This is a genomic window from Bradyrhizobium sp. CCBAU 11434, assembly GCF_028128895.1.
Classification (GTDB): Bacteria; Pseudomonadota; Alphaproteobacteria; order Rhizobiales; family Xanthobacteraceae; genus Bradyrhizobium; species Bradyrhizobium zhengyangense.
Map to the genome: position 1 here is coordinate 502,629 of NZ_LBJX01000102.1, position 26,191 is coordinate 528,819.

Consider the following 26,191-nt stretch of genomic DNA (forward strand, 5'->3'; position numbering starts at 1 on the left):
ACAGGTCGCGCTTCAATAGCCGGTCAGCTCGAGATAGCCAACGCCGTCATGCGTGCCGGTAAAGCTGATCGGTCCTTCCCAGTAAGAGAAGCCGGTCCCCATCCACGCCTTCGGATTGAGCGGCTTGCAGGAAATCGAGAACGAGTGCGACGGGATCGCGATCTGCCATTCCACCGGCAGCTTGCGGCCCGCCACGTCCGCCGTCGCCTTTGGCGTCATCTGGATGTCGCCTCCCGCAATCATCTGCGTCTCGCCGGCGGCGCTGATCCAGTTGCCGAACGGGTAATCCTTGCCGTCCTTCTGGCGCAGCCGGTACAGCATCAGCTTGTCGCCGGAGACGAGATGCAGCGATAGCCAGTCCCAGCCGGTCTGATCAGCGTCGAGCGGCTGGCTGCTCCATTCGCGGTCCATCCAGGCCTGGCCTGAGACCTCGATCGGCTTGTCGTCGATCGTGAGCGTGCCGCGCGCGCGGTAGAACGGCTGGCTGTAATAATAGGACGCCTGCCCGCGCTCGGATTTGCGGCTGTAGCCGCCGTCACCCTGCAACACGACCGGACGATCGGTCTCCAGTGTCAGCGCGTAGCTGAAGTCGGTGCCCGAGGCTTTCAGAGTCACCGGCGACAAGGTCCGGTCGTCGGTGCGCTCGGACCCCTTCATCTCCCAATCATCGATCCACGAAGCAAACGGTTTTGCCTCGACGCCCGCCTGTCCGATGCCGCCGCGAGAAAACAGCTCGCTGAATCGATGCGTGTCGGCGCGCGTCACCGCGGCATGTGCCATCCAGATCTGCTGATTGGCCCAGCCTTCTCCTTGCGGTCCCGGCTTTGCAGCCTGGCGGAACAGCGTCCATTGCAGCCCGCATGCCGCGCCACTGACGTCGACGAGATTTGCGGTCAGATACCACCACTCGATGCGAAAGTCCGGATGCGGCCCGTGATCGGCAGGGAACGTGAACGTTTTTCCGGGCGTGACCTTTGCGAAGCCGTCGGCGGTCTCGCCGAGCCCGGCATAGCCTTGCGCGGCGGCGCGGCGCGCGAGAGCAAGGGCTGCGATACCGGCAGCGAACGCGCGCCGCGAGAGTTTGTCAGCGCTCATTGGCAAACACCTTGACGAGACTCGCCGGCTGCATCCGCGCCAGCCGCAACACCGGCAGCAGCGCGGCCAGCAGCGAGGCGACAAGCGCGACCGCGACCAACTCGATCAATTGCAGCGGAAACACATGGAACGGCAGCCGCCAGCCGAACGCCTTCACATTGACGATCGCGATCAGGCACCACGCCACCAGCAACCCAAGCGGCACCGCGAGCAGCGACGTGAACAGCGCGACCGACAGCGTCTTGGTCAGCTCGATCGCGGCGAGGCGCGGCCGGGTGATGCCGATCGCCCAGAGCGGCGCGAGCTGTGGCAGGCGCGAGTTTGCCAGCGTCAGCAGGCTGGTGAGGAGCGCGATGCCGGCGACGCCGAGCGTGAAGGCATTGAGCGCGGAGGTCACCGCAAAGGTGCGGTTGAAGATGCGGATCGATTCCGCCTTCACCGTGGCCTGGTCGGCCACCGCGCGGTCGTCGAGCGCGAACTGCTTCTGCAAGGCCGCAATCAGGCCGGGAATCTTGTCACGCGGGACAATCAGCCCGATCCGTGTCTGCGGCGTCTGCGGAAACTGCCGGATCAGCGCCGCGACGTTGACGGCAAGCTGCCCTTTGGGATTGCCGTAATCGGCATAGATGCCGACGATGTCGAGCTCCCAGGTTCCGCCTGGCGCTGGCACCTCGATGACGTCGCCAACGCGGATATTGAGGCGGCGGCTCAGCTGCTCGCTGATGAAGGCGGCATTGCCCGGGACCAACTGGGTCCAGGCGCGTGGCGCGGTCTCCAGCAGCGGCCAGCGCTCGCGATAGAGCGCGTGATCGGGCAGGCCGAGCAACTCCACCGGTTGGCCCTGAACCTGCGTCTCCGCGCGGCCGCCCGACAGGATCGCCTGGACCTCGCTGCGGTCCTTCAGCCAGTTGCGGATCGCGATGCTCTGCGCGTTGTCGGCAGCGCTGATGTAGACGTCGGCGGCGAGCCGTCCGTCGAGCCAGCCGACAAAGGTGCGGCTGAAGGTTTCTACCATGGTCGAGACGCCGACATTGACTGCCAGCGCGAGCAGCAGAGCCATCAGCGCCAGCGAGAGTCCCGAGAGCTGCTGCCGGCTGTCCGCCCAGAACCACAGCGCCAGCGGCCCGCGCGCAAGCCGCTGGCCGGCAAGCAGGAGGATCTCGAGGAAGGCCGGAAGGATCAGCGCCGCGCCGAGCATCAGCGCAGCCAGCAGGGCGAAGCCGGCGATCAAGGACTGTCCGTAATAGAGCAGCAGCAGCGCGACCGCGAACACGGCGCAGGCAGCGAAGCTTTGCAGGATCAGCCAGCGGCGCTGTCGCTGCTGCCAGGCCCGCGGCTGCGCGGTCGCCAGCACCGGCATCCTGATCGCCTTGATGAGGCTGGTCGCAGCCGCCACGATCGCGCCTAGAACGCTGATGCCGATGCCGGCGAGCCACCACTCGGGCCGCAGCGTCAGCTGCCCCGGAATCTGCGCACCATAGAGTCCGCGCAGCGACGCCGCGACGTCGGGTAGCAGCGCTGCTGCGATGACATAACCGCAGACGAGCCCGATCAGCCCCGCGACCAGCGCCAGCGCCACCAGCTCAACGACCAGGACGGAGTTGACCAGCCGTGCCGAGGCGCCGCAAGCGCGCAAGGTCCGCAGCATCGGCAGCCGCTGCTCGAAGGCGAGGCCGACGGCGGAATTGACGATGAACAGACCGACGAAGAACGACAGCAGGCCGAAGGCGGTGAGGTTGAGGTGGAAACTGTCGGTGAGCCGCTCCAGCTCCGTCTCCGCGGTCGGCTCTTTCAGCTTCAACTCTTCGCCGACGACGCTTTGCAGCGGTGCCGGCTTGCCTCTCGCCCTGCCGATCAGCAGACGCGAGACCTGATCCGGCTTGTTGAGGAGCCGCTGCGCCACGCCGATATCGACCACCAGCACATCAGGCACCAGCTGCGGCTGCACATGCAGCGGCGGCAGCTTTGCGCCGCTGCTGATCGACGGCGTCGTTCCTTCGCTCTCGTGCAAATCGCTCAGCGTCTCCCGCGCCACTAGCGTCTGTCCGGGCGCGGCGACGAAGCTGCTGAGGTCCGCGGCTCCGAGGCGCGGCGCATTGCCGACGTCAACTGGCAGCGTCACCGGCTCGATGCCAAGCAGCCGGATCGAGCGTCCGTTGATCTGGACCCGGCCTTCCAGCACCGGCGAGACCGGCCAGCCCGCGCGGCGAAGCTTTATGAAAAGCTCTTGCGGGAACGTCGCCGTATCAGGCGCCACCAGCGTCGCCGTGCGCACGCCGCCAAACGTCGCCGCCGCACGGTCATAGGCCGTGCGGGCCTGCTGGTTGATCGCCTGCACGCCGCTCCACAGCGCGGTCGCAGCGATCAGCCCGATCAGCAGCGTTGCGAACTGCATCCTATGCCGGCGCCAATGGCTCAGCAGCACCGCCAGCACCCAGAGCGCGCGCCTCATGCGATCCGTCCCGCATGGAGGACGATGTGGCGGTCGAGCGTGCCGGCCAGATGCAGGCTGTGCGTCACCATCAGGAAGCCGCAGCCGGTGCGCGCGACGAGGTCGCGCGTCAGCGCCAGCACGTCGTCGGCGGTGGCTTCATCCAGATTGCCGGTCGGCTCGTCCGCGAGCAGCAGCGACGGTTTTGTCGCCAGCGCCCGGCCGATTGCGACCCGCTGCTGCTGGCCGCCTGATAATTGCTCGGGATAACGCTTGAGCAGGCCGCCGAGGCCGAGCCGCTCGACCAGCTCCTTGGTCCAGGGCGCGTCGTGCCGACCGGCGATGCGGGCCTGGAAAGCGAGATTGTCGGCGACCGACAGGCTTGGGATCAAATTGAACTGCTGAAACACGAGACCGATCCGGTCTCGCCGCAACTCGGCGCGGCCGGCGTCGGCAAGCTCAGTGATCTCGGTGTCCTCCAGGCGGATCGAGCCGCCATCGGCGGCATCCAGCCCTGCGATCAAATGCAGCAGCGTACTCTTGCCGCTGCCGGATTCGCCCGTGAGCGCGACGCGTTCGCCGGCTTTGAGGTCGAGGTCGACGCCGCGCAGCACATGCACGGGCTCGCCGGCCGAGGTGAAGGTTTTGGAGAGGTTTCGGATGCTCAGCAAGGTCTGTTCGCCGGACGGAATTAACTCCGTGCTGCGTAGCACACTTGCCGCGGAAATGCCGGGGTTGCGTTGCCGTTCAAGCCGTTGTTAGCTCCCAAGACGGCCAAATCAAAAGTGCCGACAAGAAGACATACGGGGAGAATGATGAGCGCTCAGGGAACGCCGTCCGCGGCAGCCAGGATGGCAGGGACGTCCAAGCAAACGTCCACGGCGACGCCGAAGGGCGCCTGGACCATCGTTTTTCTCCTCTTTCTCCTGATGGTGGTGAACTTCGCGGACAAGATCGTCGTCGGCCTCGCCGGCGTGCCGATCATGACCGACTTGAAGCTCGAGCCTGCGCAATTCGGCCTGCTCGGCTCCTCGTTCTTCTTCCTGTTCTCGATCTCGGCCATCGTGGTCGGCTTCCTCGTCAACAAGGTGGCGACGCGCTATGTGTTGCTGACGCTCGCCGTGGTCTGGGCGCTGGCGCAGTTTCCGATGGTCGGCACCGTCAGCTTCAGCACGCTCTTGATCTGCCGCATCGTGCTCGGTGCGGGCGAAGGTCCGGCGGCTTCGGTCGCGACGCACGCAATCTACAAATGGTTCCCCGACGAGAAGCGCACGCTGCCGACCGCGGTCCTGACACAGGGCTCGGCCTTCGGGGTCATCCTGGCCGTGCCGGCGCTGAACTGGGTCATCGTCAATCACTCCTGGCACTATGCCTTCGGGGCGCTCGGCGTGGTCGGCCTGATCTGGGTCTGCGCCTGGCTGGCGCTGGGCAAGGAAGGACCGCTCGAGGACACGCAGGCGCTCGCCGTCAGTGAGCCGAAAATTCCCTACATCCGCCTTCTGACCTCGCGCACCTTCCTCGGCTGCGTGATCGCAACCTTCGGCGCCTATTGGGCGCTGTCGCTCGGACTCACGTGGTTTACGTCCTTCATCGTCAAGGGACTTGGCTTTTCGCAGAGCGACGCCGGCTGGATCTCGATCCTGCCCTGGGTGTTCGGCGCCACCATCGTGATTCTGACCGGCTGGATCTCGCAGGTGATGATGGTGCGCGGCTACACCACGCGCATGTCGCGTGGCGTGCTGGGCTCGGTGCCGCTGATCATCGGCGGCCTCATTCTCACAACGATGCCTCACATGCAGGGTGCGGGCTTGCAGATCGCGCTCTTGGTGGTCGGTTCCGGTCTCTGCGGCGCGATCTATGTCGTCTGCCCGCCGATGCTCGGCGAGTTTACCCCGGCCTCGCAGCGCGGCGCGATCCTCGCGATCTACGGCGCACTCTATACGCTCTCGGGCATCATCGCGCCCTACGTGATGGGCAAGGTGATCGAGCGCGCCGGCAGCATGATCGACGGCTACATGACCGGATTTACCATCAACGCCGTGATCATGATCGGCTCCGGTGTGGTCGGGCTGCTGCTGCTCTGGCCGAACTCGGAAAAGGCGAGGCTGACGCGTGGTGCGGCGGTGCAGACGGCGCCGCTGAAGCGCGCAGTGTCGCCGACGTAGGTCTTCCAAAGCCTGCCACGAAACAAGTGTCGTCCCGGCGAAGGCCGGGACCCATACCCCCAGGGAGCAGTTTGGCGAAGACTCGGAGTGGGAGCCCTGCGCTTTAACTCCTTTTCGTGGTTATGGGTCCCGGCCTTCGCCGGGACGACGCCTACATTGCGGAAACATCGCGCTCAACATGCGCCCGCTTACTGCACCCCTGCGCACCCCGAATCAGCTTCCCCGGCCTTCGCCCCGTCGCCTCGCCCTGCCGCCGCGTCACCACGCCCGAGACGATCGTGGCCTCATAGCCGTCGACATCCTGCAGCAGCCTGCGACCACCGACCGGCAGGTCGTAATGCACCTCGGGTGGATGCAGATGCAGGCGGTCGTAATCGATCACGTTGACGTCGGCCTTGTAGCCCGGCGCGATCAATCCGCGATCGGTCAGCCCCACCGACAACGCCGTCTTGCGCGACTGCGCTGCGACCACGAAGGGGATCGACAGCTTCTCGCCGCGCTTGCGGTCACGCGTCCAGTGCGTCAGCAGATAAGTCGGGAAGCTGGCATCGCAGATGATGCCGCAATGGGCGCCGCCGTCGGAAAGGCCGGGCACCGATTGCGGATCGATCAGCATCTCGCGCGTCGCGTCGAGATTGCCGTCGGAATAATTGAGGAACGGCACGTAGAGCATGCCGCGGCCCTCGTCCGACAGCATCGCATCGTAAGCGAGCTCCTCCGGCTGGCGGCCCTGCTTGCGCGCCTGCGGCCCCAGCGCATTCTCCGGCGGCTGCTCGTAGTCGGGGGGATCGCCCAGCAGGAACATCTTGTCGTAGTTCGGGCGGAAGAACAGCGGATCGTCAGTCGCAGTCGCGCTCTCGCTCAGGATCGCCTTGCGCACATCGGCTTGGCGCAACCGCGCCAGCCGTTCCTTCAGAGGCAAATGCGCGATCGCCTTGTAGCTGGGATGGGTCTGGAACGGATTGCGTGACAGCTCGAGCCCGAGCAGCAGACCGACCGGGCGCGCCGCGATCTGCGCGGTGATGGACAGCCCGCGTTTCGCGGCCGCATTGATCTCGTCCAGCGTCTGGCGCCAGCGGTTGGGTGATCTGTCATTCTGCGTGATCGAGAACGAGATCGGGCACCTTGTGCTGTCGGCCACCCGCAGCATCATCGGCAGGTCTTCATGGATGGTGGAAAGATCGAGCACGAATTGCAGCACGCTGCGGCCCTGGCTGTGCATCGCGCCGGCAATCGCGGTGAGCTCGTCCTCGCCCGCTTTCAGCGTTGGCGTGAAATCGCCGGTCGAGGTGCGGTGGTTGAGCGTGCGCGAGGTCGAGAAGCCGAGCGCGCCGGATTGTACCGCTTCGCCCGCAAGCTTGGCCATCGCCGCATTGTCTTCCGCCGTCGAGGGATCGCGGCGGGCGCCGCGCTCGCCCATGACATAGACCCGCAATGCCGCATGCGGCAACTGCGCGCCGACATCGATGTCGAAATCGCGCTTCGACAGCCAGTCCATGTAATCAGGGAAGCTCTCCCAGGCCCAGGGAATGCCGGCGCTCAGCACCGGCTCGGGAATGTCCTCGACGCCTTCCATCAGCTGGATCAGGCGGGTGTGATCGGCGGGCTTGCACGGTGCGAAGCCGACGCCGCAATTGCCCATGATCGCGGTGGTGACGCCGTTCTGCGACGACGGCGTGATGTCCTGGCTCCAGGTGACCTGCCCGTCGTAATGGGTGTGCACGTCGACGAAGCCCGGCGTCACCAGCTTTCCGCGCGCGTCGATTTCTTCTTTGCCCTTGGCCGCGACCTTGCCCACCTCGCTGATCATGCCACCGGTGATGGCGACGTCAGCCTCGAACAGCTCGCCGCCGTGGCCGTCCGCGACGGTGCCGCCACGGATCACGAGATCAGGGGTGCTCATGGTGTTTCGTCCCGGTTTGTTTTGCTTCTTGTCGTCCCGGCCTTCGCCGGGACGACGGTAAAACTTCTCGCTAAGCCTTGGCTCGCGTCTTCCGCTCGGTGAACGGCGACAGCATCACGGTAGCGACCATGAAGATCACTGACGCCCCGAACACCCAGTGCGGCGCGCTTTGGTCCATGATCCAGCCGAACAGCAGCGGTGAGACGATGCCGCCGAGATTGAAGCCGGTGGAGACGATGCCGAACGCGCGGCCCGCGGCACCGGGAGGCGCGGCGTTGCGCACCAGCATGTCCCGCGACGGCGCGATCACGCCCGAGAGGAAGCCCGCGGTTGCCATCGTGGCAGTCAGGGCCCAGGCCGGCAACGTCACCAGCGCGATCAGCAGCACGATGGCGGCATTCGCGGCAAAGCAGGCGGCGGCGACATAGCCGTGGCGCTCGGTGTGGTCGGCGAGGAAGCCGCCCGCGAGCACGCCCGCGGCGCTTGAGCCGAGGAACGCGGTCAGCGCCACATTGGCCACGGAATAGGTTGCGCCGTAGCCGCTCATCAGCGCCACCACGCCGAAATTGTTGATGCCGGCCACCGACAGGCTCAGCAGCATGAACAGCGCGGTCAGCGTGATCAGCGCCGGCGTGATGACGGCCTGCTTCGGTGCATCGGCGTTTCCAGGCTTGGCCTTGTGCGCGCCGGCATCGGGAATGCTCATCATCACCAGCAGCAGCGCCACCAGCACGCCGATCGCGCCCGAGGCGAGCAGCGCACCGACGCCGCCGGACACCGTGATCAGTGCGGCGACGATCGCCGGAGCGACGGCGCCGCCGAAATAGCCGGCAAAGGTGTGGACCGAAAACGCGCGGCCCATCCGCGCCTCGTCCATGTGCTCGGCGAGAATCGCGTAATCGGCCGGATGATAGACGCTATTGGCGAGCCCGAGCAGCACGGCGCAGGCGATCAGCGAGGCGTAGCTCAGATGTAGCCCGAGCAAAACAAGCGCGAGGCCGCCGAGCGTCAGTCCGCCGAGCAAAATCTTGCGCGCACCAAAATGGTCGACGAGATAGCCGGTCGGTGCCTGCGTCAGACCGGAGACCACGGCCGACACGGTCAACGCGAAGCCGAGCTCGACATAGCCGACGCCGAGTTGAACTTTCAGGAATGGAAACAGCATCGGCAGGACCAGCAGATGGAAATGGCTGACCCAATGCGCGATCGAGATCCCGGTCAGCGTGCGTAGCGCGCTGTCCGCCTTGCCTTGTTGCGGTGCGGCGAGAACGTCGACCATTGCAGTTCCGTTTGACTCCCTGAGGGCGTGCAAACTATCGGGGTGTCCGGCTATTTGTCCATGATCGCAGGCGCATGGCAGGTAGTGCGGGTGGGGTGTGAGGGACGCCGGTATCCACATCGTCGTCCCGGCCTAGTTGTCAGCGCCATCACGCCTTACAACGGCTCGTCGTCATTCCCATAGCGATCGCGCTTCGGCGTGGCGATGTCGCCGTCTTCGTAATCGTCGTCGGTGTCGCGTGGCGGCGGTGGCTTCTTGGCCTTGTCGGCTGCGGTTTTGGTCTTCGGCGGCTCGCTCGGTTTGGCTGAATTGGCCATGGCTGGTCCAGGATGGTGAAGCGTCATCCGCTTCTAGCCGAAGAATCTATGCGGTTGCTGACTTATCTCAAGGCAGTTGACGCTGCCGTCAGGCTTGCACCACCGGCCCACCCGCCTTCTTCCAGGCATCGATGCCGCCGGCGATATGAGCCGTGTTGGAGAGGCCGGCCTGCTTGGCGGCAGCAACAGCCATGGCCGAGCGCTCGCCGAAGGCGCAGAAAAACACGACGCGGCGGCCGGTCGCGGCCGCAACCTCGCGCAGCATGCCGCCGGGCTTGAGACTTTCCTCGATGCTTGGATAGGGCGTGTGAAGCGCGCCCTCGAGCATGCCGTGCTTGATCCGCTCGTTGGCCTCGCGCAGATCGACCAAGAGGATGTCGGGCCGATGCAGCGAACGGATCGCCTCGACGGCGCTGAGCGCACGGCCCTCTTTCTCCAGCTCCTCCTGATGCAGGCCGACGCGCATGTTGGCGGGCACCGCCACGTCCATCATCTTCGGATTGGGCAGCTTCAAATTGGCCATCAGCTCGATATATTCGTCGACCGAACGCACCTGGAGCCTGGGATTGTAGCGCCTCTCCTCGCCGATGGTGGAGACGGTGTCGCCCTTGTAGTCATGCGCAGGGAACACCATCGTCTCGTCAGGCAGCTTGAGCAGGCGATTGAATATTGAATCGTACTGTGCGCGCGACGAGCCATTCTGGAAATCGGTGCGGCCGGTGCCGCGAATCAAAAGCGTGTCGCCAGTGAAGACGCGGTCGCCCATGAGATAGGAATAGGAATCGTCGGTATGGCCCGGCGTGTACATCACGTCGAGCGAGAGGCCTTCGATCGTCACCTTGTCGCCGTCGGCAACGCGCATCGCCACCACGTCGGCCTTGGTCTGGTCGCCCATCACGGTCATGCAATGGGTGCGGTCGCGCAGCTCCCCGAGGCCGGTGACATGGTCGGCGTGCAGATGAGTGTCGACCGCCTTGACCAGCTTGAGATCGAGCTCGCGCAATAGCTGGCAGTAGCGATCGACCTTCTCCAGCACGGGATCGAGGATCAGCGCCTCGCCGCCGGGGCGGCTGGCCAGCAGATAGCTGTAGGTTCCCGAAACGCTGTCGAAGAGCTGGCGGAAGATCATGGCAGGACCCGGCGTGGAGTGATTTCGAGGATTCTACTACGCCGGAGGGTGGAAGGAGAAGTAATGTGCTGTTGAAATAAGAAAATTTAGAAGATTTTTATTGCGACGCGATGGCCGCCCCACCCTCTGCTGTCATCGCCCGCGAAGCGATCCAGTATTCCAGAGGCGATGAGGGGTACGGAGAGGCCGCGGCGTACTGGATTCCCCGCTTTCGCGGGGAATGACACCGAGTATGCGGCGATGACGTGCCACAGAGGCTGTCTGGGACGTCCCTACGGCCGCACCAGCGTGTACCCATTCTCCGTCAGAAACAGGATCTGTCCCACGCCCACCTGCACCGGCGTCGCGGCGGGAATGAACTCCGGCCGCCTGCCGGTCTCCCGCTCGATCGTGTCGACGGTGTTGAGGCAGATGTCGAAGCGCACGCCTTGCGCGATCAGGCTCTCGACCTGCTTGCGGCGCTCGCTGCCGGACAGCAGCAGATCGATGCCGGGACCGAAGGTGACGACCTCGACCGCAATCTTGTCGGGATCGTAGGCCTTCAGCAGATTGTTGGCGACGCTCAGCACCAGCGCCTGCTTCTTCGCGTCGCTATCCGAGAGTTGCAGCACGATCTTGTGCTCGGCGAACGGCTTGTCCTGCAACGGCACCTGTTGTGCAAACGTTGCTGGCACCGCGGCCCAGGCGAGCAGCGCCAGCATGATCGTGCGGAAAATTTGCGACCGCATCGTCGCTATCCCGCGATGCCCGGATTGCCGTCGACGCCTTTCAGCGTGACGCCGCTGCCCAGCCGCTCCTGAAACATCCGGCCCGAGCGCAGATGTTTTGCGACGACGTCCCACACCGCCGCGCCCTGCTGGCCGTTGACCGAGGCCCAGCCTGCGACCTTGTAGCGATGGCTGGCGCTGATCGCCCTGCCATTGTCGAGCTTCAGATCGGAGATGCGGCTGCCGATCGCGCTGGCCGGGCTGCAGGCATAGCTCAGCCCGCCGGCGCGCACCATGTCGCCGCCCTGCTGATGATAGGGATCGGCGTTGAAGAGATTGTCGCAGATGTCTTCCAGTACGTCCTTGATCTCCGCGCCCGTCATCTCCTGCACATAGGTTTCGGGATAGGTGATCGCGGTCTCCGCGAGCACGTCTTCCATCGTGATCGGCTGGCCTGATAACGCGGTGACGCCCCAGCGGAAGCCGGGCGATAGCGCGATCTCGGCATCGAGCTCGTTGCGCAGCGCGGTACAGATCAACTCGTCGACGGGGCCGGCGAAATTGTCACGGCGATAGAGCAGCCGGTCCGGCGTTGCGATCTTCTCCGACCAGTCGGTGACGTATGGCGCGCGCAGCTTTCCGATCAGCTCGGCCATGGCAGGATCGGGCTTCAAGAGCTCGGAATAAACCGGCAGCAGATGATATCTGACGTCGCTTACCTTGCCCTTGTCGAGCGCGAGATCGAGCACGGCAAGAAATTTCCCGTTGGAGCCGGCATTGGTGACGAGTGTGGTGCCACCGGGATTCTTCACCGCGATCGGCTGCGGCACGGCATCGTGGGTGTGTCCGCCGAGAATGACGTCGATGCCGGTGACACGGCTTGCGAGCTTGAGGTCGACATCCATGCCGTTATGCGAGAGCAGAATGATTGCATCGACCTTATCGGTGCCGCGCAAGGCATCGACATGCGTCTGCAGCTCTTCCTCGCGGATGCCAAAGGTCCAGTCCGGCGTAAAGCGCTTGGGATGCGCGATCGGCACGTAAGGAAAAGCCTGGCCGATGATCGCAACGCGATGGCCACTGAGCTCCTTGATGATTGACGGCTTGAACACGCGCCCGCTGGCCTTGTCGAAGGCCGGGGCGTCGTTGAACGCGGCCTCCTCGGTCAGGAAGACATTCTGCGCCAGAAACTCGCCCTTGAAGTGCTCGAGATTGTCGCGCAGCGCTTGCTCGCCATAGGTGAACTCCCAATGCCCGGTCATCGCCTCGATGCCCAGCAGATTGGCAACCTCGACCATGTCGCGGCCGTGCATGACGTTGGCAAGGCCCGTGCCCTGCCAGAGATCACCGCCGTCCACCAGCATGGCGCGCTTCTCGCCGACATCGTTACGCAAGCGGTCGATCAGTGTCTTCAAATGAGCGAAGCCGCCGAGCTTGCCGAACCGGCCGGCGGATTTCTCGAACTCGACTGAGGTGAAGGCATAGGCATCCGCGCTGTCGGGCCGGATCCCAAAGTGCTCCAGGAACGCGCGGGCGACCAGGTGCGGCGGCCGCCCCGCCATCTCGCCAATACCGATGTTGATACTGGGCTCGCGGAAATAGACTGGATTGAGCTGCGCATGCGTGTCGGTGGTGTGCAGGATCCGCGCATTGCCGAAGCGCTCGATGTCGTAAATGCTGGCGGCCTCGGCACCACGCGCAAGCCGCGGCAGCACGACAGACGCGGCAGCAACGGCTGAGCCCCTCAGGAAATCGCGGCGGCGGATCGCCATCACACATTCTCCGCGCCGGTTATCGGCAGTTCTGCGAGTATGATCAGGAAAAGTGTGTAGCCGTTTTCCGACAAGATCATGCTCAAACAATAGCTGGGATCTAGCTTAGCGGATTTCCATCGCCTTCCAGGCCTCTTTTTCAGAGGTCGCCTGGAAGACCGAAGCCTTCGCCAGCGCTTCGGCCTCTTTGGCTGCAGCCACGGCGCCATCGTAATCGCCGCCGTCGCCCGCCTTTTTGGCGGTCGCCAGCGTCGAGACGGTCGTGGTCCACTGGTTGCGCATGCCGGCCGCCTCCTTGGACGCAGCCTCCGCGGCGGCGTAGGCCGCCTTGTACTCTGCTTCATTTGACGCGCGCGCCGATGGCGCGAGGCTCAATGCAAGCAACATGGTCAAGGTAAGTGTCCGCTTCATGGCCGCGCTCATGGTCGTGCCCCCGGGCCCGAAATCGGCAGGCCGTTGGCGACGTAGGACAGGAAGTATTCGACGTCGCGATATTCATCCGACTGCGGCTCCAGCGGGACCGCGCGGGTCTGGCTGTTGCAGGTCATGAAGCGGCGGCTGATCGTGCCCATGCCGCTCCACTCGGAGCGGTAGATGGGCATCGCATTGAGGATGCCGAGCGCCGGCGCCAGCACCTCGGCGCGGATGCGCTCGCCCGGGCTCTGCACATGGCAACTGGCGCAGGAGAAGTTCAGCTGACCGCGGCGGGTGTAGAAATAGCGCTTGCCGCTTTCGAACGCCTCCAACGCGCGAGGATCATCGGGAATCTTGATGTCCATCGGCTTGCCGCGCGAGGTGAAGGCCATGTACGCCGTCAGCGAGGCCATCTCGTCCTTGACGTAGGAGTAGGGCTGTTCGCCATTGGCCTCGCGGCAGCGGTTGAGCGCGAGCTCCAGCGTGACGACCTTGCCCTCCTTGGTGTCGAAATAAGGATAGTTCTGGCGAATGCCGAGGCCGCCGTTCGGGAAGCAGTCGGCATAGGTCTTGCCGTTCTTGAACGGCGTCGCAAACATCTCCTTGCCGGCGTCGAGCGCGAACTCGTAAGGCGGGAATTCTTCCTTCTCCAGCCATTGCCGCTTCATGCCCTCGTTCAGGGAATAAGGACCGTTGACGAAATCCTCGTGCTTCACGTTGGGAAACTTCTGGAAGTAGAAGTTCTGGAAAGCCTTGGCGTCAGCGACGGGATCGACCTTGTCGGCCGCAACAACTGAGGGAGCGGTGAGCGCGAACGCGACAAGCGCGGCGCTCAACGAGGAGAGCAGGAGGGCGAAGCCGGGCTTCATCACGCGATCTTCGCGGTGGTCTGGTCGGAACCGCCCTTGTTGTCGGTCCAGGAGATCGCGAGGTCGTCGCCCTTCTTGGCGCCCCTGAAGCTGAACTTGATGTAGGGATCCTTGGAAATCGCGGTGCCCCAATTGGCGACGAAGACGTCCTTGCCGTTACATGCGAACTTCACTTCCTGGATGTAGTGCGCCGGGATCAATTCCCCCTTGGGGTCCTTGACGAGGCCGGTGTCCATGGGGTGCTGGATCAACGTCTGCACCTCGGTGATATCGCCATTGGATGTTGCGCGGACGCGAATGCTGGATGCCATCTCCGATCTCCTTTAGCCGCCGCAGCCGCCGACAGTGACCTTTACTTCCTTGGTCGCGCTGTAGAGCTTGCCGTCGGCTTCCACGATCGCGGTCACATTGCTGGTCTTCGCCATCTTCAGGCGGTTGGCGACAGCGGGGATCGTTCCCTCGGGAAGCTTGTAGCTTGCCGCCAGCGCGTTCGGATTCTCGGCGACGAAGAACGAGATCGAGGTCACCTTGTCGAGCGTCGTCGTCACCGACATCGGCACCACGCCGCCGTTCTCGGCGATCTCGGGCGCGTCGAGCTTGATCTTGTCCGACGGTTCGGCGGTCCTGCCATAGAGCGCCTTGATCGCATCCGCTTCGTTCTTCAGCTTGAACGCCTCTTCCGGATATTTGTCGTTGGCCGCGGCACGCGCCGGCACGAACGGCAGATTGCCGAGGCCGATCAGCGCGACCGAGGCCGCGCCCTGCAGGATCAGGCGCCGCGTCGGATGAGTTCCAGTGGTCGTGGTCATCGAAGGTCTCCTGGGCCCGCCATTACAGCGTCTGCAGGAAATCAACGATCGCGTTGATCTCCCGCTCCGTCAGTATGCGGTTGCGGCCGAATGGCGGCATCATGGTCTGCGGATTACGTTTGGTCTCGTCGAACAGGATCGCGGCCAGCTCGTTGCGATCAGGGTATTTTGCCTTGAGATCCCTAAGCTCGGGACCGATCGTGCCGGGCAGATCGCCGCCCTTGATAACGTGGCAGGTCAGGCAATTGCCCTTGCCGCGGTCGAAGGCGAGCTTTTGGCCCTCGGCAATCGCGGACTGCGCCCACGCCGGGGGCGCGGCGAGGCCCGTGAGGGCGACCAGCGCGAGGAGCAGGGCGGGCTTGCGGGGAAAGGCGGTCAAAGCAACGTTCCGAGGCTTATGATGTCTGCAAAAGATAGTGTTCAAAAGCACAAAGGACATGCCCTGACAATCAAGACTATGCAGGCCGCAAAATGGCGTTAATATCTTCCGCATTGCAACTGAAGGGATAGTTCGTTCATCAAGCCGGCATTGTCCGGTGCTGTTTTGGGGGCGTTTTGCCGTCGGTGCGTTTTCGACTGATTTCTCATTTTCCGGGGACATGAATTGGCTGAATATGTCGTTGAATTTGGCAGGGATGGCGGGCGGGTCGAGTCTGACGGCCGTCTCGATGCACCGGCCTTCCATCGCAATCACGAGCCGCTCTGGGCAGCGCTCGAAAAGCACCTCGCTGGCCGGTCCGGCGACGTCGTCGAGGTCGGCAGTGGAACCGGCCAGCACGTGGTTTATTTTGCCCGCCACGCGCCTGATCTCGTCTGGTGGCCGAGCGACCTCAACCAGCGCCATGTGAAGAGCATCGAGGCCTGGCGCGTGCATTCGGGCCTGACAAACATCCGCAGCCCGTTGCGAATCGATCTGTCTGATTCCGGCTGGTGTCCGGAGATGAAGAGCGGGCAGGGGCCGAAGGATCTCGCGGCCGTGTTCTGCGCCAATGTCATTCACATTGCGCCCTGGACCGTGGCCGAGGGCCTGTTCACGGGCGCCAGTCGTTATCTGCGCGCCGACGGTGAGCTGTTTCTCTACGGCCCGTTCAAGCGCGACGGCAAGCACACCGCGCTGAGCAACGCGGTGTTCGACACGTCGCTCCGCGAAGGCAATCCCGAATGGGGCGTCCGCGATATCGGCGATGTCGAGACCCTCGCGCGCAGTGCGGGCCTTCGTCTGATCGACACGATCGAGATGCCCGCGAACAATCTGACGCTGGTGTTTGCGCACGGGTAAAGCGCGAGGCCGTCAGGCCTCGCCATCTACCCAGCCGATCTTCTGCTTCAGGAACTGAAATCCCAGCACCTGGAAGCCTGCGCGCTCCTTGTTATCTTTGCCGTAGCCGTGGCCGCCGGCGGCCGGCTCATAGAACCAGGCCTCATAGCCCATCGCCTGGAGCTTTGCCGCCATTTTGCGCGCGTGGCCGGGATGGACGCGGTCGTCGCGCCGCGTCGTCGCAATCAGGATCGGCGGATAGGGCTGACCCGGCTGTGCGTTGTGGTAGGCCGAGTAGGTCTTCAGCCACTCCCACTCCTCCGCCTTGTCGGGGTCGCCATATTCGGCGATCCAACTCGCGCCCGCGAGCAGCTTGGTGTAGCGGCGCATGTCGATCAGCGGGATGGTGCAGAACAGCGCACCGAAGCGCTCGGGGTAGCGCACCAGCATGTTGGTGATGAGGATGCCGCCGTTCGATCCGCCCTGCGCGGCGATGCGCTTCGGCGTGGTCACGCCGCGGCGGACCAGGTCGGCGGCAACGGCGGCGAAATCGTCATGCGACAGCTTCTTGCCGGCATAACGGCCGGCATCGTGCCAGCGCGTGCCGAACTCGCCGCCGCCGCGCAAATTTGCCTGCACCGTGGTGCCGCCGCGCTCCAGCCAGAGCTTGCCGAGCGACGAATTGTATTCCGGCTTCACCGCGAGACCGAAGCCACCATAGGCGCTCATATAGACCGGCGCATCGCCTGACCCGCCGGCGGGGCCAGTCTGCACATAGGGAATGCGCTCGCCGTCGACAGAGATCGCCTCGTGCTGCGTCACCACGAGGCCTTCGGCGTTGAAGATCTTCGGCGCCTGCTTCAGCACGACAGGGCTTTCGACGCCGCGCTCGATCAGCATCAATGACGGCGGCGTCAGCGGGTCCTGCACATTGGCGAGCAGGTCGCCATTGCTTTGGGATTCGTGGCGGTCGAGGCTCCAGACATCGACGACGCCAATATCGGGCAACCCCTGCAGCCGCTGTTTGCTCCAGTTTGATGGCGATGGCGTGCATATCTCGAAGATTGGCCGCAGTTCGTCGAGGATCGAAAGCACGAGCTTGCCGCCGGTCCAGAAGAAGCCCTGCAACGCTCGCCGCGGCCCGGGCTCGAACAACACCGTGAAATCGCGACGTCCTGCCAGGAATGCGGACAGCGACATGCCGAGCATCGCATCGGCCGCGTAAGTGTGTCCCGCGACAGACCAGGTCTGGCGTGGCTTGACCGAGAGCCAGTCGCCATGAACCTGCATCCAGATGTTGCTGGGCAGCTCGAGCTTCGTGGTTGCACCGGATGCGGTGCCGAGCGAGGTGCTGAAATTGAAGAAGTCCGACTGGTCGATGAACCAGACGCGCTGTGTTGCCGCGGTGTCGTCGACATAACTGTAGGCCCGCATATGGTCGGCGGTCGTCTCGAAGATCACGGCGGCCTGCTCGACGCTGGTCCCGCGCCGCCACAGCCGCACCGTTCTCGCGTAGCCGGAATTTGTCGCCATGCCCTCGCCGAGCGCGCTCGACAGCAGCAGCGTGTCGGCATCCGCCCAATCGACGCTGCTCTTGGCTTCCGGCAGGACGAAACCATCGGCGATGAATTGCTTCGTCGCGATATCGAACTCGCGCAAGGTGACGGCATCGCTGCCGCCGCGCGACAGGCTCAGGATGACGCGCGTGCTTCCGGCTCGCGTGGATGCCCCACCGAAAAGCCAGTCCGCGCCATCGGTCGCGGCGAGCTGATCGATATCGAGCATGATCTCCCAGGCCGGTTCGGCCTTGCGAAACTCCGCGAGCGTGGTGCGTCGCCACAGGCCGCGCGGGTTCGCGGCGTCCTTCCAGAGATTGTAGAGATAACCGTCGCGCCGGGTGACATAGGGGATGTTGTCCGATCGGTCGTAGATCGCCGCGAGGATGGCGGTGTCGCGATCGAACGCGGCGCCGCCGAATTCCTGCAACGTCAGGCGATTCTGTTTCTCGACGAAATCGAGCGCGCGGGCGCCGTCGATCTCCTCCAGCCAGAGCCAGGGATCGTCATCGGGAGCGCTGAGCGTGGGCCTGTCGTCGACGGACATTTACGAAACTCCCAAGACATCGCCGCGGATAGGATTTGATCGAGCGCAAGCCGTCAAGAGCGTGGGCCGGTATCATTGGCCCAATTGCGTCAGAGGCATGGCCTGCGCCCGTTTGCGCCGGTTGCCCGGCCCCTTCGGCCCCTCCATAGTGCCGGGAATCAACAAGGCCCTCTGGGCGGAAATGCCGATGATTGACGTGACTGCCAGCAACGAGATCGCCGATGATGCCCGCGCGCGTGCCAATGTGGTGCGCCTTGCCGCCGCGCAGGCCCTGACCGGCGCCAACTCGGCGGTGATCTTCGCTACCGGCTCGATCGTCGGCGCCACGCTTGCACCCGACATGTCGCTCGCGACCGTGCCGCTGTCGATGTACGTCGTGGGCCTCGCCGCCGGCACGCTGCCGACAGGCGCGATCTCGCGCCGTTTCGGCCGCCGCGCGGCTTTCATCACCGGCACCGGCCTCGGCGCGCTCACCGGTCTCACCGGCTCGTTCGCGATCCTGCACGGCTCGTTCGCGCTGTTTTGTCTCGCGACCTTTCTCGGCGGCCTCTACGGCTCGGTGGCGCAATCCTATCGCTTCGCCGCGGCCGACGGCGCCAGCGCGGCTTATCGACCCAAGGCTGTCTCGTGGGTGATGGCGGGCGGCGTGTTCGCCGGCGTGCTCGGTCCGCAGCTGGTGCAATGGACCATGGACGTGTGGTCGCCCTATCTGTTCGCCTTCAGCTTCCTGGTGCAGGCCGCGGTCGCGCTTGTCGCGATGGGCATCGTTGCCGGCGTCGATATGCCGAAGCCCGCGCCGGCCGATCTGCATGGCGGACGGCCGCTGCTCACCATCGTGAGCCAGCCGCGCTTCATCGCGGCCGCACTCTGCGGCGTCATCGCCTACCCCATGATGAATCTGGTGATGACCTCGGCGCCGCTGGCCATGAAGATGTGCGGCCTCAGCCTGTCCGATTCCAATTTCGGCATTCAATGGCACATCGTCGCCATGTACGGTCCGAGCTTCTTCACCGGTGCGCTGATCGCCCGCTTCGGCGCGCCGAAGATCGTCGCCGTCGGATTGCTGCTGGAAGCCGGCGCCGCCAGCATCGGGCTATCGGGCATCACCGCGATGCATTTCTGGGCGACGCTGATCGTGCTCGGCGTCGGCTGGAATTTCTCCTTCGTCGGCGCCTCCGCCTTGGTGCTGGAGACGCACCGGCCGCAGGAACGCAACAAGGTGCAGGCCTTCAACGATTTCCTGGTGTTCGGGATGATGGCGATCGGCTCGTTCTCCTCGGGCCAGCTGCTCGCGAATTATGGCTGGTCCGCGGTGAACATGGTGGTGTTTCCGCCAGTTGCGCTCGGCCTCGTCGCGCTCTCGCTGGCGTCCTGGGCCCGCCGCCGCAAGGCGCGGATCGAGGCGGCCATGGGCGAGTTCCCGGACGCGATCTGAGCGCATGATCCGGAAAAGTGTGCAGCGGTTTTCCGACAAGATCATGCGCACTAGAATGGCAGGAGGCTGTCAGCAGCGTCGATACTTCGATCCAGGTCGAAGTGATTTTCTGCTTCCACATCGATACATGATGGTCGTCATGGACAGACAATCACAACGCGGGAATGCGAAGGAGAAGCGCGAATGCTCGACAATCCTCAACACCGCATGATCGATGAATCCTCGCTCCGCTACGAAGGCTGGCGCATCGTCGCGGTCTGCTTCCTGCTCGCAACCTTCGGCTGGGGCCTCGGCTTCTATGGCCAGAGCATCTATGTCGCCGAGGTGCAGCGCGCGCGGGGCTGGCCGACATCGCTGGTCTCGTCGGGCACAACGTTCTTCTACCTGTTCGGCGCGCTGCTGGTCGTCTTCGTCGGCGAGGCCGTGCGAAAATATGGCCCGCGCCTCTGCCTGATATCGGGCACGCTGGCGATGGCGGCCGCCGGCGTCGCGATCGGCGCGGTGCGCGAGCCATGGCAGCTTTATCTCGCGGACGCTGTGCTCGCCTTCGGCTGGGCCGGCACAAGTCTGGCCATGATCACCAACACGATCAGCCTCTGGTTCGACCACAAGCGCGGCATGGCGATCAGTCTCGCGCTGAACGGCGCCAGTTTTGGCGGCATCGTCGGCGTGCCACTGCTGGTGGTGATGATCAGCCATATCGGGTTTGCGAACGCCATGTTCGCGACGTCAGGCGCGATGCTGGTGCTGCTTGTGCCGGTCATTCTCGTCGTTGTCGGGCGGCCGCCGGATCTTCACGGTTGGAAGGCGGCAGCAAAGACAAAACCGCAATCCTCGACGCAGATCCGTAGTTGGGCGCTGCGCGATGTCGGCTTCCTCACGGTGACGGTCGCGTTCGCGCTGGTGCTGTTCGCGCAGGTCGGCTTCATCGTGCACCTGATCTCGTTCCTCGATCCCGTGATCGGTCGTGAGCGCGCGGCCGTGGCGGTCGCGGTGCTCACCGCGATGGCGGTGGTCGGCCGCGTCCTCTTCTCGATGGTGATCGACCGGCTCAACCAGCGGCTGGCATCCGCGCTGTCGTTCCTCAGTCAGGCGGCCGCACTGTGCGTCGTGATTAACATACACAATGACTATGTGCTGATCGCGGCCTGTGCGGCGTTCGGCTTCTCCGTCGGCAATCTCATCACGCTGCCGTCGCTGATCGTGCAGCAGGAATTCGACAGTGCCGCGTTCGGCGTGCTGATCAGCCTCAACACCGCGATCAACCAGGTGACCTATGCGTTCGGCCCCGGCGTCGTCGGCTTCTTGCGCGATTGGTCCGGCGGTTACGCGCTGCCGTTCTATCTTTGCATCGCGCTGGAGGTGGCGGCGGCGGCGCTGATCATGGTGCGAGGGAGGCCAAGAACAAGACTCCCGTAGGGTGGGCAAAGGCGCAAAGCGCCGTGCCCACGCATCTGTCTCTACGTCGCGAGAATGCGTGGGCACGCTTCGCTTTGCCCACCCTACGAGACAACAAATTCACCGCGGCATCACGCCTCGCGTTGTCGCAAGAGTGCTTCAACATCCAACCGCTTGGTAAACATCGCGAGCTTCCCATCCGGCCCTGTTGGCCACTGCTCCCGCGGCTTGTCCCAGTACAGCTCGACGCCGTTCTGATCAGGGTCGCGCAAATACAGCGCCTCGGACACGCCATGATCGCTGGCGCCATCCAGCGCGATGCCCGCCGTCAGAACCCGGTGCAGCGCATCCGCCAGCGCCGGACGCGTCGGATAGAGGATCGCGGTGTGGAACAGCCCTGTCGTGCCGGGCGGCGGCGGCGAGCCGCCCTTGCTCTCCCAGGTGTTGAGCCCGATGTGGTGATGATAGCCGCCAGCCGAGATGAAGGCCGCGCCCGAGCCCATGCGCTGCATCAGCTCGAAGCCGAGCACGCCGCAATAAAAGCCGAGCGCACGATCGAGATCGGCGACCTTGAGATGGACATGGCCGATGCGCGTGCCGGCGGCGACGGGTGATGTTTGCGACATGTGGCTGCTCCGTTGATGTACATCAGATAGGCCCGGCTTCGGGGCAGCGCCATTGGCCTATCCCGAAACCCATCGTTTCCGAATACGAAACTATGTCAGTTCCGGCACCTCGCCCTCCGGCAGCTCGAACTCGAACGTGTTCAGCGTCATCGACACCATGGTGTAATAGCCGCACAGTCCGATCACCTCGACCACGCCGCGCTCGCTGAGCAGCTTCACCGCCTCATCGTAGAGCCCCTTCTCGACGCCGTGCCCCTCATGCAGCGACTTCGCGAGGTCGTAGATCATCTTCCCTTTGGGATCGTCGAATTCGGGCGTGCGGCGATCGCGGATTGCGTCGATGATCTCGGGCCTCATGCCGCCCGCCAGCGCGAGCCGCTTGTGCGCATACCATTCGTAATGCGCGGTCCAGTGCCGCGCCGTCACCAGGATCGCGATCTCCGACAGTTTCGCCGGGAAGATGGTGTCGTAGCGGAGCACTTCGCCGAGCCGCGTGGCGTGACGGGCCATGTCGGGGCTGTTGAGCCAGGCCATCATCGGCGCCGGTGGCTTGCCGCGTTTGCCGGCAATCGACTCGTCATAGGTCTGCCGCTGGCTCTCGTTCATTTCGCCAGGCGAAAGAAGCTTTAGGCGCATTCGCGTTTCCTCTTTGTTTTCAAGCACCGTCGCGCTGCGACTATAGCCGACAACGGACTGCGGAAGTGGTTGAATTCCGCGAGGGCTTGGCCCAGAGTCGCGCCCAACAAGTTTTTTGATGATGGAAACGACCATGAGCGAGTCTGAAACCGCAGATCTTGAGAAATTCCGCAGCGAGACGCGCACCTGGCTGGAGGCGAACTGCCCGCTGGAGATGCGCAAGCCCGCGACGTCGGATGCCGACGTGTTCTGGGGCGGGCGTAATGCAAAATTCTCGTCCGAACCGCAGCGCATCTGGTTCGAGCGCATGCGCGACAAGGGCTGGACCGTGCCTGACTGGCCGAAGGAATATGGCGGTGGCGGCCTCAGCGCTGCCGAGCACAAGGTGCTGCGCTCCGAAATGGCGAGGATGGGCGCGCGCCCGCCGCTGTCGAGCTTCGGCATCTGGATGCTCGGGCCGGCGCTTTTGAAGTACGGCAACGAGGCGCAGAAGAAGGAGCATCTGCCAAAGATCGCGGCGGGGCTGATCCGCTGGTGCCAGGGCTATTCCGAGCCGAACGCGGGCTCCGATCTCGCCTCGCTGCAGACCCGCGCCGACAGCGACGGTGACGATTTCGTCATCACGGGGTCGAAGATCTGGACCTCTTATGCCAATTACGCCGACTGGATCTTCTGTCTGGTGCGCACCGATCCCACGGCCAAGAAACACGACGGCATCAGCTTCATCCTGTTCGACATGACCTCGAAGGGCGTGACGACCAAGCCGATCCTCCTGATCTCCGGATATTCGCCGTTCTGCGAAACCTTCTTCGACGGCGTCCGCGTGCCGAAGTCGCACGTGGTCGGCACCGTCAATCGCGGCTGGGACGTCGCCAAATATCTGCTGCAGCATGAGCGCGCGATGATCTCAGGCATGGGCGAGCGCGGCGTCGGCCGTCCTCTCGGCCAGATCGCGGCTGATTCCGTTGGTGCCGATGCGCAAGGCAAGCTCGACGATGCGATGCTGCGTGGCCGGATCGCGACCTTCGATGTCGATGAAGCAGCGCTTGCCGCTTGCGCCGAGCGCGCGGTCGATCTCGCCAAGGCAGGCCAGGCGCATCCGGCGTTCTCGTCGGCGATGAAATATTACGGCACCGAGCTCAACAAGCGCCGCTACGAGATCCTGATGTCGGCCGGCGGCGTCGATGCGCTGGAATGGGAGAGCGAGCGTTCGCGCCAGGGCGCCCGCCCACGCGCCTGGCTCCGCACCAAGGCCAACTCGATCGAGGGCGGCACGACCGAAGTCATGCTCGGCATCGTCGCCAAGCGCATCCTGGATCTGCCGGGGGCGTGAGGCTTCTGTCATTCCGGGGCGCGACGAAGTCGCGAGCCCGGAATCCATTCCTCCACCGACTCTGCCGCCCGATGGATTCCGGGCCTGGCCCTTTGGGCCATCCCGGAATGACCAAGGCAAAATAGATTTCGAATCGGAAACACATCCATGGCCCTCGTCCTCACCGAAGAACAATCAATGCTCCGCGATTCCGCGCGCGGGCTGATCAGCGACAAGGCGCCGGTGTCGCACCTGCGCGCCTTGCGCGACAGCAAGGATCCCACCGGCTTCTCCAAGGAGCTGTGGCATTCCTTCGCCGAGATGGGCTTTGCCGGCCTGCTCGTGCCGGAAGAATTCGGCGGCAGCGGTCTTGGTTTCATGGAAGCCGGTGTCGTCATGGAGGAAATCGGCCGCACCTTGATGCCGTCGCCGTTCCTCGCCACCTCTGTGGTCGCAGCCTCCGCGCTGAACCGGGGCGGCAATGCCGCGCAGAAGGCGGAATATCTGCCAAAGATCTCCAATGGCTCGCTGCTCGCAACGCTCGCAATCGACGAGGGCGCCAAGCACCGCCCGCTCCAGACCGCCTTGCAGGCCGTGCGTGCCGGCAACGGTTTTAAACTTTCCGGCGCCAAGGCGCTGGTGGTCGACGGTCACGTTGCTGACCTGTTCATCGTCGCCGCGCGCACTTCCGGTTCCGCCGGCGAGCGCGATGGTCTGACCTTGTTCCTGGTCAACCCGAAGGCCAAGGGCGTGTCGATCGAGCGCACCATCATGGTGGACGCGCACAACGCGGCGCGGATCGAGCTTGCCAATGTCGAGGTCAACGCCGACAGCGTGCTTGGCGAGGTCGACCAGGGCGCCGCTTTGCTCGATAGTGTGCTCGATATCGGCCGCGGCGCGGTCGCCGCCGAGATGGTCGGCCTCAGCGACGAGGTCTTCAGCCGCACCGTCGAATACCTCAAGAACAGAAAGCAGTTCGGCAAGCTGATCGGCGAATTTCAGGCGCTGCAGCACCGCGCCGCCGAGCTCTATGTCGACATCGAGATCACCCGCGCCGCCACGATGAAGGCGCTGCAGGCGCTGGATGCCGACGTTGTGAAGGCCACTTCAAGCGTCGCGGTCGCCAAGGCACGCGCCGGCACCACCGCCACCCGCGCGGTGCAGGAAGGCGTGCAGATGCACGGCGGCATGGGCATGACCGACCAGTTCGACATCGGCTTCTTCATGAAGCGCGCACGCGTGTGCGAAGAGTTGTTCGGCGACGCCAACTACCACACCGAGCAGCTGGCGCGCGCGCGGGGGTATTGAGGCGAACTGAGGCGCGAGGAGCCCGCCTCATACGCGGTGTCGTCGCCCGGCAAGCCGGGCGATGACAGTTGAGAGTGTTGGGAGCGCTTACCTCAAGCCCGTCATTGCTTCGCTTCGCTCGCAATGACGGCGGAGGGACCTGTCACCTCATCGGCGGTGCATACTGCACGCCGCCCGCATTCCACAGCTGGTTCATGCCGCGCGGGATCTTCAGCTGCGACTTCTCGCCGATATTGCGCTCGTACATCTCGCCGTAATTGCCGACATGGCGGATGATGCGCACGGCCCAGTCCTTGGTGAGGCCGAGCTGTTCGCCGTAATTGCCCTCGGTGCCGACCAGACGCATCACTTCCGGCTTCTTCGACTTCAGGGCCTCGTCGATGTTCTGCGAGGTGACGCCGAGCTCCTCGGCGTTGATCATCGCGTAGAGCGTCCACTTCACGATCATCATCCAGTCGTCGTCGCGCTGGCGCACGACGGGGGCGAGTGGCTCCTTGGAGATCATGTCGGGCAGGATCATGTGATCGCCGGGCTTGGACAGGTTCAGCCTGAGCGCATAGAGCTGCGAGACGTCGGCGGTGAGCGTATCGCACTTGCCGGTGTCGTAGGCCTTCACCACGTCTTCCAGCTTGTCGAACTTCATCAGCTCATACTTCATGTTGTTGGCTTTGAAGTAGTCGGCGAGGTTGAGCAGTGTTGTGGTGCCTGATTGCACGCAGACCTTGCTGTCGGCGAGGTCGAGCGAGGTCTCCTTGGTGCGCGAGCGCGGCACCATGAAGCCTTCGCCGTCGTAATAGGCGACAGCAGGGAAATAGAGATCGTATTCGAGCTCGCGCGACATGCTCCAGGTGGAGTTGCGCGAGAGGATGTCGACCTTGCGGCTCTGCAATTCCTTGAAGCGCTCGCTGGCGTCGAGCGGGATGAACTTCGCCTTGCCCGGATCGTCGAAGATCGCCGACGCCACCGCGCGGCAGAAATCGACGTCGAAGCCGGTCCAATTGCCCTTGTCGTCGGGGATCGAGAAGCCCGGCAGGCCCTTGTTGACGCCGCACAGCACTTCGCCGCGGCGTACGGTGCGCTTCAAGGTGCGGGTGTCGTAGAACTCGTAGGTGATGGCCAAGGCAGCGACCAGCACGGCGACCGCGAGCCCGATCAGCAGGCCGCCTCGAAATGTGCGCATCATGTTGCTCTCTCGAAAAAATCGGGAAAAGGAATTCTGGAAGCG

Annotated in this window: 24 protein-coding genes; 6 read left to right on the forward strand and 18 right to left on the reverse strand. The window is 64.2% G+C overall.

What is annotated here, in order from left to right; genetic code table 11:
- Positions 1-12: 12 nt before the first annotated feature.
- From XI06_RS39550 to XI06_RS39560, 3 genes are read right to left on the reverse strand one after another with little or no spacing between them, the layout of a single operon-like run.
- A complete protein-coding gene (locus XI06_RS39550; protein WP_271607780.1) occupies positions 13-1,095 on the reverse strand; it encodes a lipocalin-like domain-containing protein in 1,083 nt (360 codons plus the stop codon).
- Positions 1,085-3,547 (reverse strand): ABC transporter permease, encoded by a 2,463-nt coding sequence (locus XI06_RS39555; protein ID WP_271607781.1) that lies wholly within the window; start codon positions 3,545-3,547, stop codon positions 1,085-1,087. Before XI06_RS39555 ends, XI06_RS39550 begins: the two co-directional genes overlap by 11 nt.
- On the reverse strand, positions 3,544-4,197 hold the full coding sequence (locus XI06_RS39560) for an ABC transporter ATP-binding protein (protein WP_237860257.1): 654 nt from the start codon (positions 4,195-4,197) through the stop codon (positions 3,544-3,546). Before XI06_RS39560 ends, XI06_RS39555 begins: the two co-directional genes overlap by 4 nt.
- A 144-nt stretch (positions 4,198-4,341) precedes the next feature.
- Here XI06_RS39560 and XI06_RS39565 point away from each other — a divergent pair, with 144 nt between their 5' ends.
- Complete coding sequence (locus XI06_RS39565; protein ID WP_237860255.1) at positions 4,342-5,691, forward strand: MFS transporter; 1,350 nt, start codon at positions 4,342-4,344, stop codon at positions 5,689-5,691.
- 151 nt (positions 5,692-5,842) lie between these two features.
- On the opposite strand, the gene XI06_RS39570 is transcribed toward XI06_RS39565, so the two are convergent.
- The 11 genes from XI06_RS39570 to soxX all read right to left on the reverse strand — a co-directional run bounded on the left by XI06_RS39570 (position 5,843) and on the right by soxX (position 15,269).
- Positions 5,843-7,594, reverse strand: coding sequence for an N-acyl-D-amino-acid deacylase family protein (locus XI06_RS39570; protein ID WP_237872283.1), 1,752 nt, complete (start codon positions 7,592-7,594; stop codon positions 5,843-5,845).
- Between the two features lie 70 nt (positions 7,595-7,664).
- On the reverse strand, positions 7,665-8,873 hold the full coding sequence (locus tag XI06_RS39575; RefSeq protein ID WP_237860251.1) for an MFS transporter: 1,209 nt from the start codon (positions 8,871-8,873) through the stop codon (positions 7,665-7,667).
- Positions 8,874-9,028: 155 nt separating this feature from the next.
- Complete coding sequence (locus tag XI06_RS39580; protein WP_237860249.1) at positions 9,029-9,190, reverse strand: hypothetical protein; 162 nt, start codon at positions 9,188-9,190, stop codon at positions 9,029-9,031.
- An 88-nt stretch (positions 9,191-9,278) separates the two neighbouring features.
- Entirely contained in the window at positions 9,279-10,319 is a 1,041-nt protein-coding gene (locus XI06_RS39585; RefSeq protein WP_237860247.1) for an MBL fold metallo-hydrolase, read from the reverse strand.
- 272 nt (positions 10,320-10,591) lie between these two features.
- Positions 10,592-11,047, reverse strand: coding sequence for a DsrE family protein (locus XI06_RS39590; protein WP_237872281.1), 456 nt, complete (start codon positions 11,045-11,047; stop codon positions 10,592-10,594).
- A 5-nt stretch (positions 11,048-11,052) separates the two neighbouring features.
- The gene (soxB, locus tag XI06_RS39595; RefSeq protein ID WP_237872279.1) at positions 11,053-12,798 is read right to left on the reverse strand and encodes a thiosulfohydrolase SoxB; all 1,746 of its coding nucleotides are present in this window, start codon (positions 12,796-12,798) and stop codon (positions 11,053-11,055) included.
- A 105-nt stretch (positions 12,799-12,903) separates the two neighbouring features.
- Entirely contained in the window at positions 12,904-13,209 is a 306-nt protein-coding gene (locus XI06_RS39600; RefSeq protein WP_237860240.1) for a hypothetical protein, read from the reverse strand.
- 8 nt (positions 13,210-13,217) lie between these two features.
- Positions 13,218-14,081 carry a sulfur oxidation c-type cytochrome SoxA gene (gene soxA, locus XI06_RS39605; RefSeq protein ID WP_237860237.1) on the reverse strand — a complete coding sequence of 288 codons (864 nt, stop codon included), beginning with the start codon at positions 14,079-14,081 and terminating at the stop codon, positions 13,218-13,220.
- Positions 14,081-14,392, reverse strand: a complete 312-nt coding sequence (gene soxZ, locus XI06_RS39610; protein WP_237860235.1) for a thiosulfate oxidation carrier complex protein SoxZ — start codon at positions 14,390-14,392, stop codon at positions 14,081-14,083. Before soxZ ends, soxA begins: the two co-directional genes overlap by 1 nt.
- Before the next feature lie 12 nt (positions 14,393-14,404).
- Complete coding sequence (gene soxY, locus XI06_RS39615; protein WP_237860232.1) at positions 14,405-14,890, reverse strand: thiosulfate oxidation carrier protein SoxY; 486 nt, start codon at positions 14,888-14,890, stop codon at positions 14,405-14,407.
- 22 nt (positions 14,891-14,912) lie between these two features.
- On the reverse strand, positions 14,913-15,269 hold the full coding sequence (soxX, locus tag XI06_RS39620; RefSeq protein WP_237860230.1) for a sulfur oxidation c-type cytochrome SoxX: 357 nt from the start codon (positions 15,267-15,269) through the stop codon (positions 14,913-14,915).
- 225 nt (positions 15,270-15,494) lie between these two features.
- Here soxX and XI06_RS39625 point away from each other — a divergent pair, with 225 nt between their 5' ends.
- Positions 15,495-16,169 carry a DUF938 domain-containing protein gene (locus XI06_RS39625; protein WP_237872277.1) on the forward strand — a complete coding sequence of 225 codons (675 nt, stop codon included), beginning with the start codon at positions 15,495-15,497 and terminating at the stop codon, positions 16,167-16,169.
- 12 nt (positions 16,170-16,181) lie between these two features.
- Here the strand turns inward: XI06_RS39625 and XI06_RS39630 are convergent, their stop codons facing one another.
- Positions 16,182-18,251: a prolyl oligopeptidase family serine peptidase gene (locus XI06_RS39630; RefSeq protein ID WP_237872275.1), complete on the reverse strand. Its 2,070-nt coding sequence runs from the start codon at positions 18,249-18,251 to the stop codon at positions 16,182-16,184.
- A 187-nt stretch (positions 18,252-18,438) separates the two neighbouring features.
- Between XI06_RS39630 and XI06_RS39635 the strand changes: the two genes are divergently transcribed.
- Both XI06_RS39635 and XI06_RS39640 read left to right on the forward strand, forming a co-directional pair.
- Positions 18,439-19,686, forward strand: a complete 1,248-nt coding sequence (locus tag XI06_RS39635; RefSeq protein WP_271607782.1) for an MFS transporter — start codon at positions 18,439-18,441, stop codon at positions 19,684-19,686.
- Positions 19,687-19,869: 183 nt separating this feature from the next.
- Positions 19,870-21,105: an MFS transporter gene (locus tag XI06_RS39640; RefSeq protein ID WP_237860220.1), complete on the forward strand. Its 1,236-nt coding sequence runs from the start codon at positions 19,870-19,872 to the stop codon at positions 21,103-21,105.
- Between the two features lie 110 nt (positions 21,106-21,215).
- Here the strand turns inward: XI06_RS39640 and XI06_RS39645 are convergent, their stop codons facing one another.
- Together XI06_RS39645 and XI06_RS39650 are read right to left on the reverse strand one after the other, a co-directional pair.
- Positions 21,216-21,710: a VOC family protein gene (locus XI06_RS39645; RefSeq protein WP_237860218.1), complete on the reverse strand. Its 495-nt coding sequence runs from the start codon at positions 21,708-21,710 to the stop codon at positions 21,216-21,218.
- A 90-nt stretch (positions 21,711-21,800) separates the two neighbouring features.
- Entirely contained in the window at positions 21,801-22,346 is a 546-nt protein-coding gene (locus XI06_RS39650; protein WP_237872270.1) for a carboxymuconolactone decarboxylase family protein, read from the reverse strand.
- 133 nt (positions 22,347-22,479) lie between these two features.
- On the opposite strand from XI06_RS39650, the gene XI06_RS39655 reads away from it, so the two are divergent.
- Positions 22,480-23,679, forward strand: a complete 1,200-nt coding sequence (locus XI06_RS39655; protein WP_442869494.1) for an acyl-CoA dehydrogenase family protein — start codon at positions 22,480-22,482, stop codon at positions 23,677-23,679.
- Between the two features lie 147 nt (positions 23,680-23,826).
- Positions 23,827-24,966 carry an acyl-CoA dehydrogenase family protein gene (locus XI06_RS39660; protein WP_237860212.1) on the forward strand — a complete coding sequence of 380 codons (1,140 nt, stop codon included), beginning with the start codon at positions 23,827-23,829 and terminating at the stop codon, positions 24,964-24,966.
- Between the two features lie 142 nt (positions 24,967-25,108).
- On the opposite strand, the gene XI06_RS39665 is transcribed toward XI06_RS39660, so the two are convergent.
- The gene (locus tag XI06_RS39665; protein WP_237872362.1) at positions 25,109-26,146 is read right to left on the reverse strand and encodes an amino acid ABC transporter substrate-binding protein; all 1,038 of its coding nucleotides are present in this window, start codon (positions 26,144-26,146) and stop codon (positions 25,109-25,111) included.
- Positions 26,147-26,191: the final 45 nt, after the last annotated feature.